Raw genomic sequence first — 23,067 nt, 5'->3', positions numbered from 1 at the left:
GACTCCTCGGAACCCACACTGCCCCTATATCGGCAGGCCGAGGATCTTGATGCAGCCACCAACGGTTTGTCTACCCTCATTCGAAGCGAGGGAAAGCCCGACTTACCCCCCCACCAACGGCCAGAAGCACGGTTGCGTGCCCCAGTTGTAGGTAGCCGCCAGTCCGTTCTGCGCCACCCCCATCAGGTCCAGTTGGGCCGAGGTTGCGGCATCCAGCGCCATGGCTTCAATCGCCGCTGCCCAGCCCGTCTGGCTGCTCTGGCCCCCGTTCGCATCCATGATGGCGTAGAGCTGCGCTGCGGTCTTGCTCGTCCCCGGGGTGTTGGCTAGAAGCGTGGCTACGAGTTCCTGTGCCGTCTTTTCGGGCCGGAAGATCAACGCCACCTTGCACAAGTCGTTCAGCGTGTAGGCGTACTCGTTCGTGTAGAAGCTCAAGCCCGCTGCAAAGAGCTCCGGCACGTTGTAGATGGCCGGGTTCCACAGCACAAAGGCTACACGGGCCACTTCTTCGGCCCGCTGTCCGAACCCAATGACCCGGTCTTGGAAGACCAGCAGCTCAATGCTGTTCAGGCTGTCGATGCCGTCCGCCCCACCGTTCTTGTGCGTGACGGTGATCTCCATCGATCCGGGCTTGCGAGTGATTTGGTAGTCACTGAAATTGCCGCTGAACTCCGCCCGGTCGATCCCGCTGCCGCCACTGATGGTGTCGTTGCCCCCGGCGCCTTTGAAGACTTCGCCAGGCAGGTTGTCCGCACCGTCCAAGCCTGAGCAGGTATCGTCCCCCGTGCTGCAGCGAACGGCCTCGATCCCAACAAGGCTCAAGATGGCGCTGCCCAGGGTGCCGATTCCCCCCTTCAGATCGATCTGGCCAGCGGTGCTGTCGCCGATCCAGACGACGTCAAAACCAGCGCCGCCATCCAGGGTGTCATTCCCCCCCGACCAAATGAAGATGTCAGACCCGCCGGCCCCCAGCAGGTGGTCATTGCCCAGGCCGCCATCCAGCCGATTGGCCGCGTCATTGCCCTGCAACCAATCATTCCCCGAGCTGCCGATTGCGTTCTCAATGATCACCGTGTCGTAGATCAACACGGTCTCCAGGCGCGTGTATTGGGCAAGCGGGCCTGTCACCACCAACTTCTCATCACGCGCGGAATAGGTGAGCGGCAGGCCCAGTTGGCTCCAGCTTCCGGGCGTCAAATCAATGCGAACTGAGCGCTCTCCAACCGCCACCAAGGTGTCAATGCCCCCACCGTCCCAAATGGTCTGGTTGTAAGGCAGAGCGCCATCAAATGTGTAAACCGTGTCACCCGCGTTGAATGCCAAGTTGGGGCCGTACAAATACTGGAGCGCAGCGATGTCGTAACGCATCGGCGTGGTCGGCGCGAAGTCAACTTTCGGCGCGTCTGCATTTGGGACGTCGTTGTAGGCCATCACCATGTCCTGCACCGAAAAATTCACCAGCGTGTCATCACCCACCTTTTCCAAAATGACCGGTGTTGCAGGCCATCCCTCCAGACCAGCCAAAAGGCCATCGTGGGGGTGTTTGAGTCCCAGCGTGTGGCCAATCTCATGGAGCAAGGTCAAGAAGTTCTGCGTGCCAGCCGCCCAGCCCTCTGGAAACACAAAGCCTGAGTTGATCCACATGTCCCCGGCAATAGCCACATCCAGCGGGATAGCTGCAAAGGCGTAGGTCGTTGCGCCTATCTGGTTCGTTTGTCCGTATCGCAGGGTCCCACCATCGTCCGAGCTGGCGTCGACCTCGGTAAACGTCAGTTGCGCAACGGCGGCGAAAGACTGCAAGGCTTGGCGAACTGCACCTTGCATGGTCTCCGACAAGGGACTGAAGCCGTCCAAGGCTTTTGAAAAATCAGCAAAAGCCTCCAAGAGCGTGCCGGTCGGCAAGTTTTCAGCCTTGTAATTTCCTAAAACACCCGCCGAGTTATCGAATTGGGCAGGCAAAGAGGGGAATGAAAAACTCAGTTCTGCGCCTGCCCCTGCCGGTCCCGAACCCCATTTGGAACCCCCGATCAATGCATCGGTCAGGCGAACGCCAGAAAGGGGAACCATCGCGGTTCTAGAACCGGTCAACGTTGTTGGAGAAGTCGCCATGGTGATCACACGCCTCGCTCACAAAGGGGGTTGAGGGCCGATCATGTACTGGAGCCGGCTCCCTGTCTACAAAAGGCCTGCCCCCCGAAGATCACCCCCCCACCAACGGCCAGAAGCAAGGCTGCGTGCCCCAGTTGTAGGTAGCCGCCAGTCCGTTCTGCGCCACCCCCATCAGGTCCAGTTGGGCCGAGGTTGCGGCATCCAGCGCCATGGCTTCAATCGCGGCTGCCCAGCCCGTCTGGCTGCTCTGGCCGCCGTTCGCATCCATGATGGCGTAGAGCTGCGCTGCGGTCTTGCTTGTCCCCGGGGTGTTGGCTAGAAGCGTGGCTACGAGTTCCTGTGCCGTCTTTTCGGGCCGGAAGATCAACGCCACCTTGCACAAGTCGTTCAGCGTGTAGGCGTACTCGTTCGTGTAGAAGCTCAAGCCCGCTGCAAAGAGCTCCGGCACGTTGTAGATGGCCGGGTTCCACAGCACAAAGGCCACACGCGCCACTTCTTCGGCCCGCTGTCCGAACCCAATGACCCGGTCTTGGAAGACCAGCAGCTCTATGCTGTTCAGGCTGTCGCTGCCGTCCGCCCCACCGTTTTTGTGCGTGACGGTGATCTCCATCGTTCCGGGCTTGCGAGTGATTTGGTAGTCACTGAACTTGCCGCTGTATTCGGCGCGGTCGATCCCGCTGCCGCCACTGATGGTGTCGTTGCCCCCGGCGCCTTTGAAGACTTCGCCAGGCAGGTTGTCCGGGCCGTCCAGGCCGGTGAAGGTGTCGGCGCTGCTGCTGCCGCGGATGGCTTCGATGCCGCTGAGGCTCAAGGTGGCACTGCCCAGGGTGCCGATGCCGGTCTTGAGGTTGAAGTTGGCCGCCGTGCTGCCGCCAACGTAGGCAATGTCAAAACCGCTGCCGCCGTCCAGGGTGTCGTTGCCCGCGCCGAGGGTGAGGCGGTCGTCGCCGGCCAGGCCTTGCAGCAGGTCGTCGCCCGTCGTGCCGGTCAAGGTGTCGGCGCCTGCACCGCCCATGATCGTGTCCACCACGGGGGTGATGGTCAGGCTCTGGGTGTAGGTGTTGCTCGCGCCGCTGGGGTCGCTGACGGTGAAGCTGAAGCTATCCGTCCCAAAGTAGTTGGCCTCGGGGGTGTAGGTGTAGCTGCCGTTGGCGTTCACCACCACGGTGCCGTGGCTGGGGTTGGTGGCCTTGGCGTAGCTGAGGGTGTCGCCGTTCTCGTCCGTGGCGGACGGGAGCGTGGCGGTGAGGGGCGTGTCCTCCGCCAGCGTGCCGCTGCCACTGCTGGCCATCGGGGCATCGTTGATGGCATCCACGCGCACGGTGCGGACGCTGCTGGCCGGTCCCGTGAGGCCAAACCGGTTGGTCGCGTGGGTGCTGAAGCTGTGCAGCCCTTCGGCCAAGGCGGCGGTGGTGAAGCTCCAGTTACCGCTGCCATCGACCGTCGTCGTCCCAAGCACGGTGTTGCCGTCGCGCACGGTGACGGTGCTGCCAGCTTGGGCCTTGCCGCTGATCGTGAGGGTGTTGTCGTCGGTGCGGGCGCCCTCGGCCACCGGGCCGGTTACGGCGCCCACGTTGTCGGTGATGGCTTCCAGCGTGGGCGCATAGGGGGTGCCGATGAGCTCCACGAGGTCAAAGGTCTGGTTGCCGAACTTGAGCTTCTCAATGCCTTGAACCACATCCACCGAACCCGCGGGGGTGGCGGAAGCGCTGAAGCTGAAGGTCGCCATCATCGCGCCGCCCGGCGCCGTGACGGTGGCCGTGCCCGGGCCGGTGCCCTCGATCACGTAGTCGGACCGTGCGCCCGGGAAGACGGCCGTGTCTTCGCCGGATCCGCCGACCAGGGTGTCGTTGCCCGCGCCGCCATCCAGCGTGTCGTCGCCGTCACCACCGTCCAGCACGTCGTTGCCGTCGCCGCCGTTGCCGCTGTCCGCCCCTGTGCCCAGGGGCAGGTAGTCGTCAAACGCGCTGCCCGTGACGGTGTCATCGCCTGCCGTGCCAGGGAACTCTTGCGCCAGGCCCCCGCCGGCGTAGCTCACGGCGCGCAGGTTGGCGATGAGGAGGGCCGAGTCGTAGATCTGGTCCCCGGTGTCGCCCACCGCGAAGCGCAGGGTGTTGACGCCCGGCTGAACCGCGGCGATGACGGTGAGCTTGCGGGAGAAGCCGTCGTACTCGAGGGCCACATGACCATCGGTGTTGTCTTGGAACGCACCGGCGTCCAGGTTCTGGCTGATCACGCTCAAGGGGCGATCCGCCCGCCCGCCAAACAGGGCGACGTTCACGCCGTTGACGAACACGGCGCCAATGTCCACGTAGTCGCTGTCGACGTACTCGGGGTATTCGTCTGAGGCGAACACGAGGTCGAACTGGATGTAGCGCAGGGCGGGGTCGGTGACGGTGAACTCAAAGCCCAGCCAGGTGACGTCTTGCACATCGGGGGCATCGGGGAAGCCGGCGTGCACCGCCGCCAGCAAAGCGGCGTCATCCAGGGGGCGCCCATCGGGAGCATCCAGCGGCACGCTGTACCCGCTCTCGGTGTTGGTGTTGGGCGGGGTGGGGTCGCCAGAGGTGAGGACGATGCCGGCCCCCAGCCCCAAGGCGGTAATGCGCCCGCCGTAGTAGCCCAGCGAAGCCTCGCTGACCCCACTCCAATCCTGCCCAATGCCGTACTGGGCCAGAACTGAGCTCGCACGGATCTGGATGCCACTGCCGGGCGCCAGGAGCGCATCGGTCAGGGCACTCAGGGGCTCCAGCGCGGGGTCATAGGCGCGGAACTGCGGCGCCATAGCGGCCTGCACCTCGGCGATCTGGGTGAGCGAGGTGGCGGCCCGCACGCTGGCGTTGGCGCTGGCCAGCCCGTCCGCACCGTCGGTCGAGGCGCCCGCGCTGCTGAGCAGGCTGCTCACGGTGGCAGCCTGCGAGAGGTCCACAGGGCCGGCGCCGGTGACCAGGGTGGCCAGGGCATCGACCATGCCCACAGTGTTGCCGCTGAGGGCAGCCAACAGGGCAATCTGGGCATTGGCCTTTTGCACCGCCACGGCCGTGGGGTCAGTGGCGGTTTGGTCCAGGGGGTCGTAGTTCAGCAGGTCCAGGGAGGTGCTGAGCCCGAAGGCGGCTTGCACGGCCGCCTGGGCAGCCGCAGCCGATTGCCCCTTGTCGATCAGGGTCTCGATCAGGGTGCTCAGCGGGCTGATGACGGTGCTGCCGGCGGGGGCTCGCAGCGCCACGGTATTGGGCAAGCCGGTGTCGGTGTTGGTGCCGCCCACCGCAATGAGGGTGTGGCCGCCGGTGAGCAAGCCGCTGTAGTGGCCCTGAGCGTCGGTCACGAGGCCCGTGAACTCATCGGCATCGGCTTGGTTGTTGCCATTGCGGTCTTCGTAAATACGAGCCCCTGCCACCCAGCCATCCACCACGTCGCCGGACTGCGGGCTGCTGGGCGCCGGGCCAATGGTCCAGGTGAAGATGGTACTGGTGCTGGAATGGCCGTCACTGATCGTCACGCGAATGGTGTGGGTCTTCTGAGCGTCAGCGGTGGGCGTGCCGGAGAACGCCCGCTGATCGGCCTGGAAGGTGATGCCAGCCGGTAGCGGTCCTCCATCCGCCGACGCGGCCGTCCAGATGAGGTCATCCCCATCGGCATCCGAGAACGCTGTGACGGGCAAGGGCACGTACACCGGCACCCCCACCGCGCCTTGCAAGCCAGGCAGCGGCAGGCCCGCCACCGGGGCGTCGTTCACGGGCGTGACCGAGATGGTTTGCCAGTAGGTGTGGCTGCCGCCCTTGCCATCGCTCACCGTGAAACTGAACAGGTCCTCGCCGCTGAAGTCCGGATAAGGGGTGTAGGTGTAGCTGCCATTGGCATTAACGGTGACGCTGCCGTAGTCGGGATGGGTGTCCAGCGCATAAGTGACCGTGTCCCCGTCTGGGTCAGTCGCCGCCGGCAGGTTGCCAGTGAGCGCCGTGTCCTCGGCCGTCGTGGCGCTGCCGTCTGCGCCAATGGGAGCGTCGTTGACCGCCGCCACCGTGACGGTTTGCGTGTAGGTATTGCTGCCGCCCTGGCCATCGCTGACCGTGAACGTGAAGCTGTCCGTGCCATTGAAGTTGGGGGGCGGGCTGTAGACGTAGCTGCCGTTGGCATTCACCGTCACCGACCCGTGCGCTGGATCGCTGGCCTTGGCGTAGGCAATGGCATCGCCATCAGCATCGGTTGCGGCGGGCAGGGTGGCACTGAGTAACGTGTCCTCGTCGGTCGAGGCGCTGCCGTGGCTGGCCACCGGCGCGCGATTGCTGAGGTTGACCGAGACGTCCGAGAACTGCAGCCACTCGACGCCCTGCAGCTCATCCACCCCTTCGGCCGTGCTGCTGACGGTGAAGCCGCTGGTCGTCGTCGTGACGGTGTAGTTGGCCCGCGGCCCCGAAAACACGGCGGTGTCGGTGCCGTCGCCGCCGAGCAGCGTGTCGCTGCCGGTGCCACCGGTCAACGAGTCGTTGCCGGCTTGGCCATCGAGTCGGTCAGCACCCGCCCCGCCCTCCAAGCGATTGGCCACGGCATTGCCCACGAGCACATCCGCCGCACTGCCCCCGATGGCGTTCTCGATCACCGCGCCGAAGGCAATGGCCAGCATGTTGCTGCCATCGTTGAAGGCGCTCTTGGGGCGCACACCTTCATTCGCAACTGCCCAACTCACCAACCAGTCCGGGAAGCCGTCGTAGGGGTCGCGGTAGGCGATGGTGCTGTAGGCCCCTTCCTTCAGCGTGATGTAGTTGGGGTCGGTTTGGTTGGACACGTCAATCGTGTCGTTGCCCGCGCCGTCCCAAATCGTTCGGTAAAAGTTCGGGCGAACGTCGAAGGTATAGACCGTGTCCCCCGCTGCTGTTGCCGTGTTGGCCCCGTAGTTGGCCTGCAGCAGAGCGATGTCCAACAGCATCGGCCCCTGGGGGTCGAAGATCAGCTTAGCCCCGCCTTGGGTATCCGTCGCATACAAGTAATACGGCTTGGGCTGCAAGCGCTGATCCACCACGGAGTAGAGGCGGCTGCCCGTGATGCCAAAGCTCTCAATCGTGGGCTTGCTCCCGCCGTCATAGGCGTGCGCAATGCCCAAGGCATGGCCGATTTCGTGAAAGGCCAGGTAGCGGTTGCTGCCATCCGCGGGAAAGGAGGCGACATCCAGAAACACATCGCCCTGCTTGGGGTAGTAGGCATAGCCCGAGGCCGTGAGCGAGTTGGAGAGGAAGAGGTTGATGTCCGCCTGATCCGCGCTGGCCACTGGCACAAACACCAGGTTGGCCACCTGCGCGTAGGAAGCAAAGACCGCCTCCACCGTCGCCTTTTGCGCCGCCACCCAGGCCACGGCCGAAGCATTGGTGTAGCCGTTGGCGGTTTCGGTGTAGCTGGGCGGTGCGTCGCTGAAAAAGTACTTCACCGTCACACCCGTCCCCAGCGCCGCCGCGTCATTCCAACGCGGGCCCGTGGCCAGTGAGCCCGTGGGCATCACCGCTTGAACGGCCGCGTAGGGCACCTCAATGGGCGTCAGGGCCGCGATGTTCGGGGCCGTGATGGTTCCGGGAGTCGTGACGGTGATTGCAAAAACATCGTTCGCACTCAAACTGCCATCGCTGGCAACGACCTTGACGTTCAACACTCCGGCATCTCCAGCCGTCGGCGTACCCGTAAACGTGCGGGTACCAGGATTGAAGCTCAGCCAACCGGGCAGCGCAGCACCGTCGCTAAGAGAGGCGGTGTATGTCAAGACGGCCGTCTCCACGTCAGCAAATGCACTGCCCGGTACGCTGTAGCTGAAGGCGACGCCGGCAGCCGCCACTTGGTCAGCAAGAGCCGCCACCAGCGAGGGCGCGTCGTTCACCGACGTGATGGTGATCGTCTGCGTGTACGTGTTGCTACCCCCCTGGCCATCGCTTACCGTAAAAGTGAAGCTGTCGGTGCCGTTGAAGTTGGCATTGGGCGTGTAGGTGTAGCTGCCATTGGCGTTGACGACAACCGAGCCGTTGGTCGGGTTCGTGGCCTTGGCGTAGGTGATGGGGTCGCTGTTGCTGTCGGTGGCTGCCGGCAACGTCCCCGAGACCGCCGAGTCTTCAGACGTGCTTGCGGTGCCGTTGGCACCCACCGGAGCACTGTTGGCTGGAGGCGCGTCCGCCAACAGCATGGTGCCCTGCGCGCGCAGATCGGAATGGTCGTCCAGGGGAACGGATTCAAGCTTGAGCGTGTAGCTGCCGGTGTCCACGGTGCCCGTGATGGACGCAAAGGAACGCATCTGCGCCAGCACGTAGTAGGTGCCGGTGCTCGGGGCTTGGTAAGAAATGACCGCCGCGCCATAGCTGGTGGTCGTGGCGTCTGCCACCGACTGCTCACCCGCGGTCGACAGCAGGGCCAAGCTGATGATTGGCCCAGTCAAGCTGCCCCCGGTGGCGGTCGGGTTCAACGTCAACAAGTAGCGCTCGCCGGCGGTCAGGTTGATTTTGAAATAGTCGAAATCCGCGCGGTAGTCAAAGGCCCCATTGAGTGTGGCCCCCACGTTCAGGACGGTCCCAGCGCTGTAGAAATCAGCATGGTCGTCCAGCGCTACCGCTTGGGCCTTCAAGGTGTATGCACCGGTGTCCTTGACCGTCACGCTGCCGGCCCCAGTAGCCAGGTACATCGAGTTGGTCTCGGCACGGATCGTGTAAGTACCAGCGATCGGTGCCGTGGCCACAAAGACCGCCTTGGCGACGGTAGAGCTTGGGAAGCCTGGAATGGAGAAGCCCAAATCAAATCCGACCTGGGCATCCATGTTGACAAAAGTCCCAGAGGAATCCTCAAGCGTGATCCAGGCGCCGTTCACCGGCGTAGCGCCCGTACCCTCCATCGTCACCACGACGCGCTGATTGGCCGCCAGGGTGATGCGGTAGTAGTCGACGTCGTAACGCTGATCAATCTGCCCACTGAAGGCCTGACCGATCGTCAAAGTCGTGCCGTTGGCGGACAGATCGGAGTGGTCATCCAATGCCAATGACGACACAGCCACGGTGTAGGTGCCCCCATCCGGAGTACCAGTGGCACCCTGATCCAGCGTAGCGCGCAGGGCGTAAGTGCCACTGGTAGGGGCCACGAAGGAAAACTTGGCGCCGCCGTACGTCGTACCCAGGCTGTCCGTCAGCGCAAGCTCACCGGTGGGATCGAACAGGCTCAGCACCCCGTCGGCAATGGGGCTGGCGCCAGCGCCATTCAGTGTGAAGAGGTAACGTTGGCCTGCCGTCAACGTGACCCGAAAATAGTCCAGGTCATGCCGCAGGTCAAATGCCCCAGAGGCTGTGGCCCCCACAGCCAGGGCCGTACCCGTTGCCGAAAGGTCGGAATGATCGTCCAGGGCAACAGCTGCTGCAGCCACGGTGTAGGTGCCCGTATCGATCGGTGTGCTGGCACTGATGGTCGTCGAGGTCTGGGCCTGGAGGACGAAGGTGCCCGTTGTCGTTGCGACAAAGGCGATCTTGGATCCGCCGCTGGCGGTCGTGGAGATGTCACTCACAACCGCCTCGCCACTGGGGTCCAGCAGAGTCAGTTCGGTCCCAACAATGGGTTGGGCCCCGGTGCCCACAAGGGTAAAGAAGTAACGTTGCCCCGCCGTCAGCGTGACCCGGAAGTCGTCCAGGTCCGCGCGCAAATCGAAAGCACCGGTGGCACTGGAGCCAACAGCCAGCGCAGTTCCTTGCGCAGGCAGATCCGAGTGATCGTCCAGTGCCACGGTCGCCGCCGTGATGGTGTAACTGCCCGTGTCGACCCGCTCGCCGCTGGTGCTGGTGCCATAGCCATAACCGTTGGTGGCCAACAAATAAAAGGTACCGCTGGTGGTGGCCACGAAGGAAAACGCGGCGCCCCCAACGCTGGTGAGCTGCGTGTCCTGCACCACCGGGAAAAAATCGTTGTTCGGGCTGCTGGGATCAAACAGGCGAATATGGGCCCATTCCGTCGCACTTGCGCCCGTCCCGGTCATCGTGAAGTAATAGCGCTGACCGGCTACCAGGGTGACCTTGAAGTAGTCCAGGTCGTAACGAAGGTCAAACGATCCGGTCAAAGACGAAGTGGCCATGCCTCAATTCCTCCGATGCGCTGAATGGGTAATCCTGACACGGTCAGCGCATCGTGACAGCCCGTCAAATGGGGGAAGCTAGATCGAAGTCAACGGTGCCTGGACCTCAAAGTCCGGGGGCAGAGAAAACCCTCACCGGTGATTCGCCACCCACACCGCCGCTTGCACCCTCGACTCCAGGCCCAGCTTGCGCAGCAGGTGCTGCACATGGATCTTGACCGTGGTTTCGGCGATGCCCAACTGGCGGGCGATTTCCTTGTTGCTCTTGGCCTCACCAATCAGCGCCAGGATCTCGCGCTCGCGCGGGCTCAGGCCCTCCATGGGGTCCGGCGGCGGGGCAGGCTCGGGCAGGGGTTCGGCGCGAAAGGCCTGGGCCAGCTTGCCCGCCATCTCGGGGCTGAAGCTGGACACGCCGCGGCTGGCGCGCTCGATGGCGTCGGTCAGCTCGGCGTTGTCGGCCGTCTTGAGCAAATAGCCGCAAGCCCCGGCTCGCAACGCCGCCGCCAAGTCCGCTTCGTCCTCGCTCATGGTCAGCATCAGCACCTGGGCTTTGGGGGCCACGCCGCGCAAGGCGGGAATGGCCTGCACGCCGTTGACGCCCGGCAGGTGGTTGTCCAGCAAGATGACGTCCGGTTGCAGTTCAGCGGCCAAGCGCTCGGCTGCGTTCGCATCCCCGGCTTCACCCACGATGCTCAGCTGGGGCTGACTGCCGAGCAAAGCGGTCAGCCCGCGGCGGAACAGGGTGTGGTCGTCGACCACCAAAACTCGAATCTTTGCGTCCATGGCCGCCATCATGCCGCGCTCAGGCCGCGATTGCTTCACCGCGGGGCAAGGACAGCACCACACAGGTGCCTTGACCCGGCACCGACGCCACCTCGACGCGCGCGCCAATGCGGGCGGCCCGCTCCCGCATGATGCGCAAGCCCACGTGGGTGTCATCGGCACCGGGCAGGTGCTCGAAGCCCTCGCCATCGTCGCGCACCTCAAAGCGCCACTGCGGTTCTTGCTGCACCTCCACCCAGACCTCCCGAGCCTGGGCATGCTTGCGCACATTCGACAGCGCCTCTTGCACCACGTGCAGCACCTGCACCTGCACATCGGGATCGAGCGGCAACCCATGGCCCTCCACCTGCAGGTGAGAGGTCATGCCACTCTGTTTTTCGAATTTCTGCAGCGTGGTGCGCAAAGCCGGCACGATGTCCTCTTGGTTGGTCCGCGTGCGGAAGTGCACCAGCAGTTCGCGCACATCGGCCGTGCACTCTTTGAGGCCAACATCCAACTCCTGCAACGGCGCCGCGGCGGCCTGCCAATCGCCCTGGCGCTGGGCCTGGCTCAACATTTGGGCTTGGATGCGCAAGAAAGCCAGGCTTTGGGCGATGGAGTCGTGCAGTTCACGGGCCAAGTGGCTGCGCTCCTCGGCCACCGCCGCCTCGCGCTCCAACGCGTGGGCCCGCAGGCCTTCCATGGCGGTCGCCAAATGCGCCGCCAGACTGTCGAGCAAGGCCCGGTCTTCATGATCCAACCGAACCGCGCGACGGAACAACAGGTCCACCTCGCCCAACAGTTGCTCATGCGCCCGCACCGGTACCGTGACCAACGCCACAAACCCGTTGCGTTCACAAGCGCTGGGCTGGGTTCCCGCATGGATGGGAATCACGCGCGTGAATCGTTGGCTCTCTTCGCTGCCGCAGTGGCAGTCGCCGGCACGCAGGCATCGCTCCTCATCGCTCATGTCTTCCGGCAAGCCTTCAGCCGCAAGCAGCAAGAACCGCTGACGGCCGCTGTCCGTCCAGCGCAGCACGGCGGCATCGGCGTGCAGGGCCCGGCGGAATTGCTGGACAAAGCCTTGCGCCAGTTCTTCCAGGTTTTGCGTGCGTCCGGCAAATTCGCTGGCGTCATACAGCAGGCTCAGTCGCTGCTGTTCGGCGCGCAGGTCTTGTGTCTTCGCTTCCACCTTGGCTTCCAAATCACGGTAAAAGCCCTTCAGCGTCCGCGCCATGGCATTGAAGCCGCGCCCCAGGCTCCCAAACTCGTCCTGCGTGTCGATGTGGACTTGCACCTCCCAGTCCCCCGACTCCATGCGGGCCAGGGCGCTGTGCAGCCGCTTCAAGGGATTGAACACAAACAGATGGCCGGCGTACAGCATGGCCACGGCGCCGCCGATGGCCAGCGCCATGATGGCGAACTGAAACAGGCTCAGCACCGTCGTCCACAAACTGAGCTTGGCTTCCACGGCACTGACCAGTCGGTCCACATCGGTCACCAGCCGTTCGGCGTCTTGAGCCAGCGACTCCGGGGGCTGTGCCGACCCCCACCCCCGGTTCAGTTGCGCCCAGCTGCCCTCCACCTCCGCAAACGCACTCCGCGTTTTGGCATCCGACGGCATGAACAGCGGACGGGCCGGATCACCGCGCCGCAGCAGTGCCAAGGAGGCATTGAAAGCTGCCCGCTGCTGCTGCACCCGCTCGGTGTCCGACTGCGAGGCCAGGTACACCAAACGCCAGGTCTGCATGCGCAACCGGCCGGCTTCATTCACGGCCGCCGCACCGCCTTCGAGCTGCCAGCTCACCCACAGGGTCAGGCCGATGGACACCAGGGCCATCACCAGCAAACTGACGCCGATGAGCATCAGCTTGGTGGAAAGGGGGCGTCCCGCGATGGGGGCATGGTCCGGGTGGTTCACGGCGTGCAGGTGCAATCAGCAGGATCGCTATTGTGAAGACTTGTTGAAAATCAAGTTTTGGTCGCGCAGCGCGTTGAACGGCGTTCGCGCAGCACCTGAGCTTGACGCAGTTCAACCCCGCCGCCCGTCGCGTCCCGCACACTGCCCCCCACCATGCTTGAGCCCACCCCTGTCGCCCTTGTCTTGCGCGGTCTGCGTTGCCAGCGCGGCGGGCGGGTGCTCTTTCCTGCGCAAGATCGGAGCCTGACCACCGGGTCGGCCGTGTGGCTGCGCGGAACCAATGGCAGCGGCAAAACCACGCTGCTGCGCGTGTTGGCGGGCCTGGGCCAAGCGGCGCAGGGCACGTTCGAGTGCCGGCTGCCCCGTCTGTACTTGGGGCATGCGAATGGCCTGAAGGAAGACCTGACCGTGGGGGAGAGCCTGCGCTGGGCGTCCGCCCTGGCGGGCTTGACCCCAGCCCCGGCCGCGATCGAGGGCGCGCTCTCGGCGTTTGGCCTGCGTCGACTGCAGCACCGGCCCGTGCGGACCTTGAGCCAGGGGCAGAGGCGGCGCACCGCGCTGGCCCGGCTGGCCCTGCCCTCGCCACGACCCGCCCTGTGGCTGCTTGACGAACCCTTTGACGCGCTGGACACCGAAGGCGTGGCCGCCCTGGTCACCTGCATGCGCGAGCACTGCGCCCAGGGGGGCGCGGTCCTGTACACCAGTCACCTGGTGGTCCCCAACCTGCCCAGCGCCCCGTGGGATTTGCAGGCCCTGGCCGGGGGCGCACCGTGAGCCGTGTCATGGTCGCCCTGGTGCTGCGGGATCTGCGCCTGAGTGCCCGTCGCCCGGTCGAGGCCTTGCTGCCCGTCGTTTTCTTTGTACTCGCGGCCAGCCTGTTTCCGCTGGGCGTGGGGCCCGAGCCCGAGACGCTGCGCCGCATCGCGCCGGGCGTGTTGTGGGTCGGTGCGCTGCTGGCCACGCTGCTGTCGCTCAACACGCTGTGGGCGGGCGACTGGCAAGACGGCTCGCTCGACCACCTGCTGCTGTGCGGCGAACCTGCCTGGGCCCTGGCCCTGGCCAAGGCCGCCGCCCACTGGCTGAGCCACGGCCTGCCCCTGCTGGTGGCGGCCCCGCTGCTCGGGCTGATGTTCGGCTTGCCCGCAGCCAGCCTGGCCGTGCTGCTGGCCAGTCTCCTGTTGGGCACACCCATCCTGAGTCTGCTGGGCGCTTTCGGCTCGGCCCTGACCCTGGGGCTTCGGGCGGGGGGGCTTTTGACCTTGCTGATCGTGTTGCCGTTGACGATCCCCGCGCTAATCTTCGGCAGCGGGGCCGTCAGCAGCTGGGAAGCCGGGCTGTCCGTCGAGGGGCATTTTTCGCTGCTCGGCGCCCTGTTCATTGCCACCCTACTTGGTGCGCCGCCGGCCACGGCGGCCGCCTTGCGCATTGCCACCGCATGAAAGACCTGCTCGCCTCGCCGCTGCGGCTGTTTACCTTCTCAGCGCCGGTGCGCTTTTACGCACTGTCGGGCCGCTTGATTCCGTGGCTGTGGGCTGCCGCGCTGATCTTCGGCACCTGGGGCCTGTACCAGGGCTTTTTCGTCGCACCGACCGACGCCACGCAAGGCGAGTCGTACCGCATCATCTACTTGCATGTGCCCACGGCGTGGATCTCCATGCTGCTCTACCTGGTGATGGCATTTTGGGCCGGCATCGGTTGGGCGTTTCGGGCCCGCATGGCGTCCATGCTGGCCCGGGCCATTGCCCCCACCGGCGCCAGCCTCACCGTGCTGGCCTTGGTCACCGGGGCCTTGTGGGGCCAGCCCACCTGGGGCACCTGGTGGGTGTGGGATGCACGGTTGACCTCGTCGCTGATCCTGCTCTTTCTCTTCCTGGGCTACCTGGCCCTGGTGAACGCCATCGACGATGTGCAGCGTGCCGACGCGGCCGGGGCGTTGCTCGCGGTGGTGGGTGCCGTCAACGTGCCCATCATTTATTTCTCGGTGCGCTGGTGGAACACCCTGCACCAAGGCGCCAGCGTGAGCCTGACCGCAGCGCCCAAGATGGCCGAAACCATGCTCAGCGCGATGCTGCTCACCAGCCTCGCGTGCTGGGCCTACGCCATTGCCGTGGTGCTGACGCGCGCCCGCGCCCTGGTGCTGGAGCGCGAGCGCGACGCCGCTTGGGTGCAGGCCCTGAAGGAGGACACACCATGAACTGGGGCAGTGCCACCGACTTTTTCCACATGGGGGGCTACGGGCTGTACGTCTGGGGCTCCTACGGCCTGGGCCTTGCGGTGTTCGTGATCGAACCCCTGCTGGCGCGCGGGCGCCACCGGCGCGCCTTGGCCGCCTTGCACGACGACTTTGACGACGAGCTGAACGACGAGACGCAAGCATGACCTCCACCCTCAAACCCCGTCACAAACGCCTGGCCCTGCTGGGGCTGATCGTGCTGGGCGTCGCCGCCATCGCCGCCCTGGTGTTCAACGCCTTCCAGAGCAACATGGTGTTCTTCTACTCGCCCAGCCAGGTGGCCGCGCACGAAGCCCCGCAAGGCCGCAGCTTTCGCATCGGGGGTTTGGTGGAAGTGGGCAGCCTGCAGCGCGAGGGCGTGCGGGTCGTGTTCCGCATCACCGACAACGTGAGCCAGGTTCCGGTGCGCTACGAAGGCGTGCTGCCCGACTTGTTCAAGGAGGGCAAGGGCGTGGTCGCCCAGGGCAAGCTCGAAGGCGGGCAGTTCGTCGCGCGCGAGGTGCTGGCCAAGCACGATGAGAACTACATGCCGCCCGAAGCCGCCGATGCGCTGAAGCAGGCGGAGCAAGCCCGCGAGCGCTCCACCCACACCCTGGGGAGCGGGCGTTGATTCCGGAGATCGGGCACTTTGCGCTGTGGGTGGCGCTCGGACTGGCGCTGCTGCTGGGCAGCCTGCCGCTGGCGGGCGCCCAGCGCCAACGCGCGGACTGGATGGCCTTGGCCGCCCCGCTCAACCGCGCCCTTTTTTGGGCGGTGCTCCTGGGGTACGGTGCGCTGACCTGGGCCTTTGTGCAGCACGATTTCTCGGTCACCTACGTCGTCCAGCACAGCAACACCGAGCTGCCGCTGCCTTACCGCGTGGCGGCGGTGTGGGGCGGGCATGAGGGCTCATTGCTGCTGTGGGTGATGCTGCTGGTGGCCTGGATGCGGGCCGTGGAATTCAAAGGGCATGACCTGCCGGCCACGCTGCGGGCGCGGGTGCTGGGGGTGATGGGCTTGCTGGCGGCGGGGTTCTTGCTCTTCATGCTGCTGTCTTCCAACCCCTTCGAGCGGGTGCTCCCGGGCTTGGACGAGGGACGCGACCTCAACCCCCTGCTGCAGGACCCGGGCATGGTGCTGCACCCGCCCATGCTCTACATGGGCTACGTGGGGTTTGCCGTGGCCTTTGCCTTTGCGGTGGCCGCCCTGCTCGGGGACGAGCTCAACGCCGCCTGGGCCCGCTTTGCCCGCCCCTGGACCAGTGCCGCCTGGGTCAGCCTCACGATCGGCATTGCTCTTGGGAGCTGGTGGGCGTATTACGAGCTGGGCTGGGGCGGCTGGTGGTTTTGGGACCCGGTGGAGAACGCGAGCTTCATGCCCTGGCTGGCGGGCACCGCGCTGCTGCATTCCCTGGCCGTGACCGAAAAGCGCGGAGCCTTCAAGAACTGGACCGTGCTGCTGGCCATCGTGGCGTTTTCGCTCTCGCTGCTGGGCACCTTCCTGGTGCGCTCGGGCGTGCTGTCGTCGGTGCATGCCTTTGCCACCGACCCGCGCCGCGGCCTCTTCATCCTGGCCTTTTTGGTGGTGGTGGTGGGTGGCAGCTTGAGCCTTTATGCCGCCCGCGCAGCCCGCGTGGGCCTGGGCGCCAAGTTCTCGCTGCTCAGCCGCGAGACCACGCTGCTGGCCAACAACGTCATGCTGCTGGCCGCCTGCGGCGCGGTGCTGCTGGGCACGCTGTACCCGCTCTTGCTCGACGCCCTCACGGGCCAGAAGATTTCCGTCGGCCCGCCGTACTTCAACGCCGTCTTTGTGCCGCTGATGGCGCCGGTGCTGCTGCTGATGGCCGTGGGGCCCTTGGTGCGCTGGAAGGAAGGCGAGAGCGGAGCCCTGCTGCGGCAACTGCGAGGGGTGCTGGCCCTGGCCTTGGCGCTGACCGCCAGCCACGGAGCCTTGACCGGTGCCGGCCACTTGTCCGCCAGCGCCTGGGCGGGTCTGGCCCTGGCGTGGTGGGTGCTCGGCGGCACGCTCTTTGACTTCGCCAGCCGCTTGCGCCCGCAGCACGGCCAGAGCCTCTTCAGGCGCTGGCAAGGGCTGCCGCGTTCGGTGCTGGCCATGTTGGTGGCCCATGCCGGCATCGGCGTCTTCATCATCGGCGTCACCCTGGTCAGCAGCTTGCAGGTCGAGCGGGATGTGCCCTTGAAGGTGGGTGAGGCGGTGGAGGTCGCCGGCTACCGGTTTCAACTGAGTCGCTTGCAGCGCCTGGAAGGGCCCAATTACAGCGGCGTGCAAGGCGAGGTGCGCGTCACCCGCGGCGGCCAGCACGAGGTCCAACTGCGCCCCGAAAAGCGCCTCTACCGCAGCTCGGAGATGCCCATGACCGAGGCGGCGATTGACGCGGGCTGGCTGCGCGACCTGTACGTCTCGCTGGGTGAGCCCATCGACGACGGCAAGGCCTGGATCGTGCGGGTCTACGTCAAGCCCTACATCGATTGGATCTGGGCCGGCTGTCTGCTGATGGGCCTCGGCGGCCTGCTGGCTGCCACCCAAACACGGAGGCGCGCATGAAGGCCAAGGCCTGGATTCCCTTGCTGCTCTTTGGTTTGTTGGCGGTCTTTCTCGCCCGCGGGTTGCAGCTCAACCCGCGCGAGATTCCTTCGCCCCTGATCGGCAAACCCGTCCCCGCGTTTGAACTGCCGGCCCTGCACGAAGGCCAGCCCGCGCTGACCGCTGCGGCGCTGCGCGGCCGGGTCACGGTGCTCAACGTCTGGGCCAGCTGGTGCGGGCCCTGCATCGAAGAGCACCCGCTTCTGGTGGACCTGGCGCGGCGTCACCCCGGGCTGAACCTGGTCGGCCTGAACTACAAGGACGACCCCGCCCAGGCACGCGCCTGGCTGGTGAAGTGGAAGGACCCGTTCACCGCCATCGGCGCCGATACGAAAGGCCGCGCTGGGCTGGACCTCGGGGTCTACGGCGTGCCGGAAACCTTTGTGGTGGACGCCCAGGGGGTGATTCGCTTCAAACACGTGGGACCGCTCACCGCCGAGGTGCTGCGCCAGAAGATCGAACCCCTGCTCGGAACGCCGTGATGCGCCGCTTGCCCGTTCGCCTGACCGCCGTGGTCACCCTGTTTGCCGTGGTCGGCGTGGCGGCCCTGGCGGCCCCGCCCTCGGGCACCGCCTCGGCCCCAGCAGCGTCCGCCGAGGCCCTGGAAGCCCGCACCCAACAGCTCGCCGCGCAGCTGCGTTGCTTGGTGTGCCAGAACCAAACCATTGCGGACTCACACGCCCCGCTGGCCCTGGACCTGAAGCAGCAGGTTCGCCTGCAGCTCGAACAGGGGCGCAGCGAGGCGGAGATCCTGCAGTACATGACCGAGCGCTACGGCGACTTCGTGCTCTACAACCCACCGCTCAAGGGCAGCACCGCGCTGCTCTGGGCCGCGCCCGCGCTCTTGATGGCGCTCGCCTTGGGCGGCCTGGCCCTGGCTTTGCGCCGCCGCGCCCGCCAGCCTGACACCGCGTTTGAACCCGACCCGGAAGCCGACGATGCGTCTGCCGCTGACTGAACTTTCACGCCTGCGCGCCCAGGGCTTGGCGCTGCGCGCGCACGCGGCCCATGCGGATGCAGCCGCTCAAGCCGAGTTGGCCGCCGTCGAGCGCCAGATCCTGGACTGCGTGCTGGCCCCCGAGCCGCCGCGGCCCGCCCCGCGCTTGCTGCTGCTGTGTGCCGGCGCGGCGCTGCTGCTGGCCCTGGCCGGGTATGCCTGGAAGGGCCGCCCCGACGCGCTGCGCACCGCAGCGCCCCCCGACCGCACCGAAGAGATGGTGCAGCGCCTGGCCCAGCGCTTGGCGGCTGAACCGCAGAACGCCGCCGGCTGGGCGATGCTGGGGCGCTCCTACGCCGTGCTGGGGCGCAGCGAGCCGGCGATTGATGCCTACCGCAAGGCCCTGGCGCTGGAGCCGGAGCGCGCCGCATGGCTGGCAGACCTGGCAGACGTGCTGGCCACCACGGCGGGCGGGCAATTGGCTGGTGAGCCGGCCACTTTGCTGGCCCGGGCCCTGCAGCTCGAGCCCACCCATCCCAAGGCCTTGGCGCTGGATGCCAGCCGCGCGGTCCAGGCCAACGACCCCGAGGCCGCCCGCCAGCGCTGGCAGACGCTGCTCGCCAACACCCCAGTCGATCACCCCTTGCGGCGCTCGGCCGAAGAAGGTTTGGCGGCCCTGCCCGCCGCCCGCTGAGCGGCGCGCTGTCACCGCCCCCTGCCGGCCCTCAGGGCTTGCCCTGAGCCCCGGCCGATCCGCTGGCTTTCCCCCCTGGGCCAGGACTATGCTGGCTGCCTCGCCCTCGGGCTTGAAGACTTCGCCGCCTTGCGCTCTCCGCTGCTCACTGACCGCCGGTTTTCACTGAACTGGACTTACCTGGATGGCATTGCCAACGGGCAGTCCGCGATTGACCTGGGCGCCCTGGCCTTGCGCAACCGAACCGACGCCGAGCAATTTGCCCGCGAGTACGGCTACGACTTGAGCCAAGGCGGGGTACGGGACTACGTTCAGCGCATCCAGCAAGAGGCCCTGGCCTTTGTGCAAGGGACCTTTCTCACCCCCGAGCAGCAGGTGCTGGTGCCCGCCGCGGTCGCCCACCCCGAGGACCCGCTGGACCTGCTGCTCCTGGCCTCCCAGCGCACCCACTGCTTCAACCCCGAACGGCTCTGGGCCTGTGCGCTGCTCAAGGTCATGCACGGCCTCTTTTACATCGACAACAACCTCAAGCTGCGCCACTTTGCCGCCATCCGGCAGCAGGTGTTTGAGGGCTTGGATGCGGTGATCCGCACCGAGGGCGACCAGGCGTATTTGACCGATGGCCTGCTGTGGCTGCCCTTGGTGCACCTGGACCGCAAACGCAACAAGGGCCGGCACAGCATCCTGCTCAAACTCCTGCAAAAACCGGAGTACGTGGCAGCCGACATTCACGACCACCTGGGCGTGCGCCTGACCCTGGCCACCCGCATCGAATGCCTGCTGGCCCTGGAGCTGCTGCGGCGTGCCCACATCGTCTCGGTCATCAACCTGGAAGCCAGCCGCACGCGCAACACCTTGCTCGACCTGCCCGCCGCCAAGGCCGTGTTCACCCGCTACAAGGCCCTGCTCGACCGCGCGCCCGGCTACCCGCGCGAGGTCATCGACCGCATGGAGGCCGAGCTGCTGGCCACCGCCCACGAACAGCACCGCACGGAGAACCCGCACAGCGGCAGCGGCTTCAACAGCCTGCAGGTCACGGTGCGCAAGATGATCCACCTGCCCGCCAACGCCATCACGCCGCTGCCGGGTGAGGCCAGCGTGGGCGACGAAGGCGTGAGCTTCTTTTTTGCCTACGAAGTCCAACTCATGGACGCCGCCAGCCACGACCGCAGCCTCAAGGGCCCGGCCAGCCACGAGGCCTACAAGCAACGCCAGATCGAAACCGCCCGCGCCCGTGTGTTCGGGCCGGAGTTCGAGCGCTGGGTGCGGGTGCAGGCGGAGCGGGGCTAGGGCGAACGCGCGCTCAGGCGCACGGGAATCCGCCGCGGCCCGAAAGTCCCGGCTTGCGCCCCCCAACGGCCGGCCAGGACGGTGCCGCAGTGGCGGCAGGCACCGGACTCCGTGAGCTCGTAGCGCAGCAGGCGGTACCAGTCGCGCACCACCACCGCCGTGCCGCAGCCCGGGCACAGCGTGCTGCCACCGGCTGGATCGTGCACGTTGCCGGTGTAGACGTAGCGCAGGCCAGCATCCAGGGCGATGCGGCGGGCACGGGTCAGGGTTTCGGGCGGGGTCGCTGGGCGGTCGCGCAGCTTGAAGTCAGGATGGAAGGCGCTGAAGTGCAGTGGCACGTCGGGGCCCAGGTGCTCGTGCAGCCAACGGCTTAGGGCCGTCAGTTCGGCGTCACTGTCGTTCAGGCCCGGGATGAGCAGGGTGGTGATCTCCAGCCAACAGCGCGTCTCGTGAACGATGAATTCCAGGGTCTCCAACACAGGCGCGAGGTGGGCGCCGGTTTGCTGAAAGTAGAAGGCCTCGGTGAAGCCCTTGAGGTCGACATTGGCGGCATCCATGCCCGCAAAAAAGGCCCGCCGCGGCTCGGCATGGATGTAGCCCGCGGTCACCGCCACGGTCTTGAGGCCGAGCTCATGGCAGGCGGCCGCGCAGTCCAGCGCGTACTCGGCAAAGATCACCGGGTCGTTGTAGGTGAAGGCCACGCTGGTGCAACCCGTTTGGCGTGCAGCCTGGGCCAGTTGCGCCGGGCTGGCTTGGTCCATCAGCCGGTCCATCTCGCGGCTCTTGCTGATGTCCCAGTTCTGGCAGAACTTGCAGGCCAGGTTGCAGCCCGCGGTGCCAAAGCTGAACACCGGCGTGCCGGGGTGGAAATGGTTCAGCGGTTTCTTCTCGATGGGGTCAATGCAAAAGCCCGAGCTGCGCCCATAGGTCGTGAGCACCAGGGCGTCGTGCTCCCGCTGGCGCACAAAGCACAGGCCGCGCTGGCCCTCGTGCAGCTTGCAGTCGCGCGGGCAGAGGTCGCACTGGATGCGGCCGTCGTCCAGCCGGTGCCACCACTGTGCCGCGTGGGTCATGACTTCGCGGCCACGAACTTGCGCACACGGTAGCGCTGCAACTGCAGGTCGGGGGCCCAAAAGTCCGGCGCCAATCCCGCCTTGCGTTTGAGCGCAGCCAAGAACTCGCGCGGGTTGGGGATCTGCTCCCACACCTGGGGCAGGAAGGTGGACCGGTGCGGGCCCCAGCTCAGGATCACCCCATCCACCCCGGGTTGGAGGCGGGCGCAGGCGTCGGCTTCGTCCGCGACGGGGAAGGGCTCGGGCGGCGCCAAGAGGGAAATCTCAACCTCGGTGTCCGGCCACTCGGCCGCCGTGAGCGGCGGGAAGCGCGGGTCTTTAAACGCAGCATTGCGCGCGTGCTGGCGCACGTCCTCGCCCAGGGCCCTTGTGGCCACGAGCGAGCCGATGCACCCGCGCAGACGCCCCTGGCGGGTCAGCGTCACAAAGACGGCGCCGGGCTGGGCGAGCGCCGGGTGATCGGTGGGCGGCGCGCTGGGCTGGCCCAGGGCACGCGCAATCTGGTGACGGGCCTGCGTGAGCAGGGCACGACCCAAGGCCTGCAGGTCGTCGGTCATCGCTGGCGGGACGGAGGCCGGCTCCAGCACCAGCGCGGCGTAGCCCACCACCCGGTCCTTGTCGCCCGCGGTGTCGCCGCTGGTGCGGGCGTCGATCAGGCGCGGCTGCAGGCCATGCGCGCGCGCCGCCACCAAGGCCCCCGCGAGCGGCGTGGCCCCGCAGGCTTGATCGTGGGTGAGCGCGGGGTCCAGGCGCAGCACCTGCGCCAGCGTGTCGCGGTCCTTGGCTTGCGCTTCGCCGTAGGGCAGGTAGTGGCTGAGATCGGTGCTGATGACGATCAGGGTTTCGTCGCCGCCCCACAGCCGCTCCAGCAGCTGGGCCACCTGCTGCGGGCTGACGCGCCCCACCACCAAGGGCAGCAGGGTGAAGCCGGCCGGCAGCACGCGCTGCAAAAAGGGCAACTGCACCTCCAGCGCATGCTCTTGGGCATGGGCGGCATCGCTGGCCCCCGCAAAAGGAAGGTCCCGCAGGGCCGCAATCGCGGCCTGGTCGATGGCGATGGCGCCCAGAGGGGAGTCAAAGGCGGCCACACTGGGCCAGGCAATGCCCGTGAGCGCCACGCGGTGCGCCGGCCCCAGCAGCAGCACGCGCCGAATCCGGCTCGCGGCTTCGCCCAGGCTGGCGTAGCCCTGGGCGGCGGTCGGGCCCGAGTAGATGTAGCCCGCATGGGGCACGACGAGGATCTTGGGCGCGCGCACCGGCACGGGCGGCTTTGGCACGGCCGCGAACAGTTCGTCCAGGGTATGGCGCAGCGCGGCCGCTTGCGCGGGGTAGAAGCGGCCGGCCACGGCGGTGGGGCGGAGGTCTGGGCTCATGCCCAGAAG

General features: G+C 66.5%; 16 protein-coding genes. 10 read left to right on the top strand and 6 right to left on the bottom strand.

The features are described 5' to 3' along the window. Positions 1-102 precede the first annotated feature (102 nt). From I7X43_RS04260 to I7X43_RS04245, 4 genes are all read right to left on the bottom strand, one after another. Positions 103-1,824, bottom strand: a complete 1,722-nt coding sequence (locus I7X43_RS04260; RefSeq protein ID WP_198099638.1) for a hypothetical protein — start codon at positions 1,822-1,824, stop codon at positions 103-105. A 376-nt stretch (positions 1,825-2,200) separates the two neighbouring features. Beyond that, entirely contained in the window at positions 2,201-10,192 is a 7,992-nt protein-coding gene (locus I7X43_RS04255) for a tandem-95 repeat protein (RefSeq protein ID WP_198099637.1), read from the bottom strand. A gap of 132 nt (positions 10,193-10,324) precedes the next feature. Then, a complete protein-coding gene (locus I7X43_RS04250; protein ID WP_198099636.1) occupies positions 10,325-10,975 on the bottom strand; it encodes a response regulator in 651 nt (216 codons plus the stop codon). Positions 10,976-10,994: 19 nt separating this feature from the next. After that, complete coding sequence (locus I7X43_RS04245) at positions 10,995-12,890, bottom strand: type IV pili methyl-accepting chemotaxis transducer N-terminal domain-containing protein (RefSeq protein ID WP_310737512.1); 1,896 nt, start codon at positions 12,888-12,890, stop codon at positions 10,995-10,997. A gap of 138 nt (positions 12,891-13,028) precedes the next feature. Here I7X43_RS04245 and ccmA point away from each other — a divergent pair, with 138 nt between their 5' ends. The 10 genes from ccmA (at position 13,029) to I7X43_RS04195 (ending at position 20,612) form a co-directional block, all read left to right on the top strand. Next, a complete protein-coding gene (gene ccmA, locus I7X43_RS04240) occupies positions 13,029-13,649 on the top strand; it encodes a heme ABC exporter ATP-binding protein CcmA (RefSeq protein WP_198099635.1) in 621 nt (206 codons plus the stop codon). Then, entirely contained in the window at positions 13,646-14,314 is a 669-nt protein-coding gene (ccmB, locus tag I7X43_RS04235) for a heme exporter protein CcmB (protein ID WP_310737511.1), read from the top strand. Before ccmA ends, ccmB begins: the two co-directional genes overlap by 4 nt. Further along, positions 14,311-15,069, top strand: a complete 759-nt coding sequence (gene ccmC, locus I7X43_RS04230) for a heme ABC transporter permease CcmC (RefSeq protein WP_198099634.1) — start codon at positions 14,311-14,313, stop codon at positions 15,067-15,069. The genes ccmB and ccmC overlap by 4 nt, the downstream gene beginning before the upstream one ends. Then, positions 15,066-15,254 (top strand): heme exporter protein CcmD, encoded by a 189-nt coding sequence (ccmD, locus tag I7X43_RS04225; protein WP_198099633.1) that lies wholly within the window; start codon positions 15,066-15,068, stop codon positions 15,252-15,254. Before ccmC ends, ccmD begins: the two co-directional genes overlap by 4 nt. After that, positions 15,251-15,718 carry a cytochrome c maturation protein CcmE gene (ccmE, locus tag I7X43_RS04220; protein ID WP_198099632.1) on the top strand — a complete coding sequence of 156 codons (468 nt, stop codon included), beginning with the start codon at positions 15,251-15,253 and terminating at the stop codon, positions 15,716-15,718. The genes ccmD and ccmE overlap by 4 nt, the downstream gene beginning before the upstream one ends. Beyond that, the gene (locus I7X43_RS04215; RefSeq protein ID WP_198099631.1) at positions 15,715-17,652 is read left to right on the top strand and encodes a heme lyase CcmF/NrfE family subunit; all 1,938 of its coding nucleotides are present in this window, start codon (positions 15,715-15,717) and stop codon (positions 17,650-17,652) included. Before ccmE ends, I7X43_RS04215 begins: the two co-directional genes overlap by 4 nt. Further along, positions 17,649-18,173, top strand: coding sequence for a DsbE family thiol:disulfide interchange protein (locus I7X43_RS04210; protein ID WP_198099630.1), 525 nt, complete (start codon positions 17,649-17,651; stop codon positions 18,171-18,173). Before I7X43_RS04215 ends, I7X43_RS04210 begins: the two co-directional genes overlap by 4 nt. Next, positions 18,173-18,649: a cytochrome c-type biogenesis protein gene (locus I7X43_RS04205; RefSeq protein WP_198099629.1), complete on the top strand. Its 477-nt coding sequence runs from the start codon at positions 18,173-18,175 to the stop codon at positions 18,647-18,649. The genes I7X43_RS04210 and I7X43_RS04205 overlap by 1 nt, the downstream gene beginning before the upstream one ends. Next, on the top strand, positions 18,630-19,322 hold the full coding sequence (locus I7X43_RS04200) for a tetratricopeptide repeat protein (RefSeq protein WP_198099628.1): 693 nt from the start codon (positions 18,630-18,632) through the stop codon (positions 19,320-19,322). The genes I7X43_RS04205 and I7X43_RS04200 overlap by 20 nt, the downstream gene beginning before the upstream one ends. A 129-nt stretch (positions 19,323-19,451) precedes the next feature. Further along, a complete protein-coding gene (locus tag I7X43_RS04195) occupies positions 19,452-20,612 on the top strand; it encodes a TIGR04552 family protein (protein ID WP_246480117.1) in 1,161 nt (386 codons plus the stop codon). Here the strand turns inward: I7X43_RS04195 and amrS are convergent. Beyond that, a complete protein-coding gene (amrS, locus tag I7X43_RS04190) occupies positions 20,609-21,685 on the bottom strand; it encodes an AmmeMemoRadiSam system radical SAM enzyme (protein WP_198099627.1) in 1,077 nt (358 codons plus the stop codon). The two genes, I7X43_RS04195 and amrS, sit on opposite strands and share 4 nt — an antisense overlap. Then, positions 21,682-23,058: an AmmeMemoRadiSam system protein B gene (gene amrB / locus I7X43_RS04185; RefSeq protein WP_198099626.1), complete on the bottom strand. Its 1,377-nt coding sequence runs from the start codon at positions 23,056-23,058 to the stop codon at positions 21,682-21,684. The genes amrS and amrB overlap by 4 nt, the downstream gene beginning before the upstream one ends. Positions 23,059-23,067: the final 9 nt, after the last annotated feature.

Origin of the sequence: Inhella gelatinilytica, assembly GCF_016093295.1 — a bacterium.
Lineage (GTDB): Bacteria > Pseudomonadota > Gammaproteobacteria > Burkholderiales > Burkholderiaceae_C > Inhella > Inhella gelatinilytica.
Note: the sequence above shows the minus strand (reverse complement) of the source record. Positions and strands in the feature narration are given on the sequence as shown.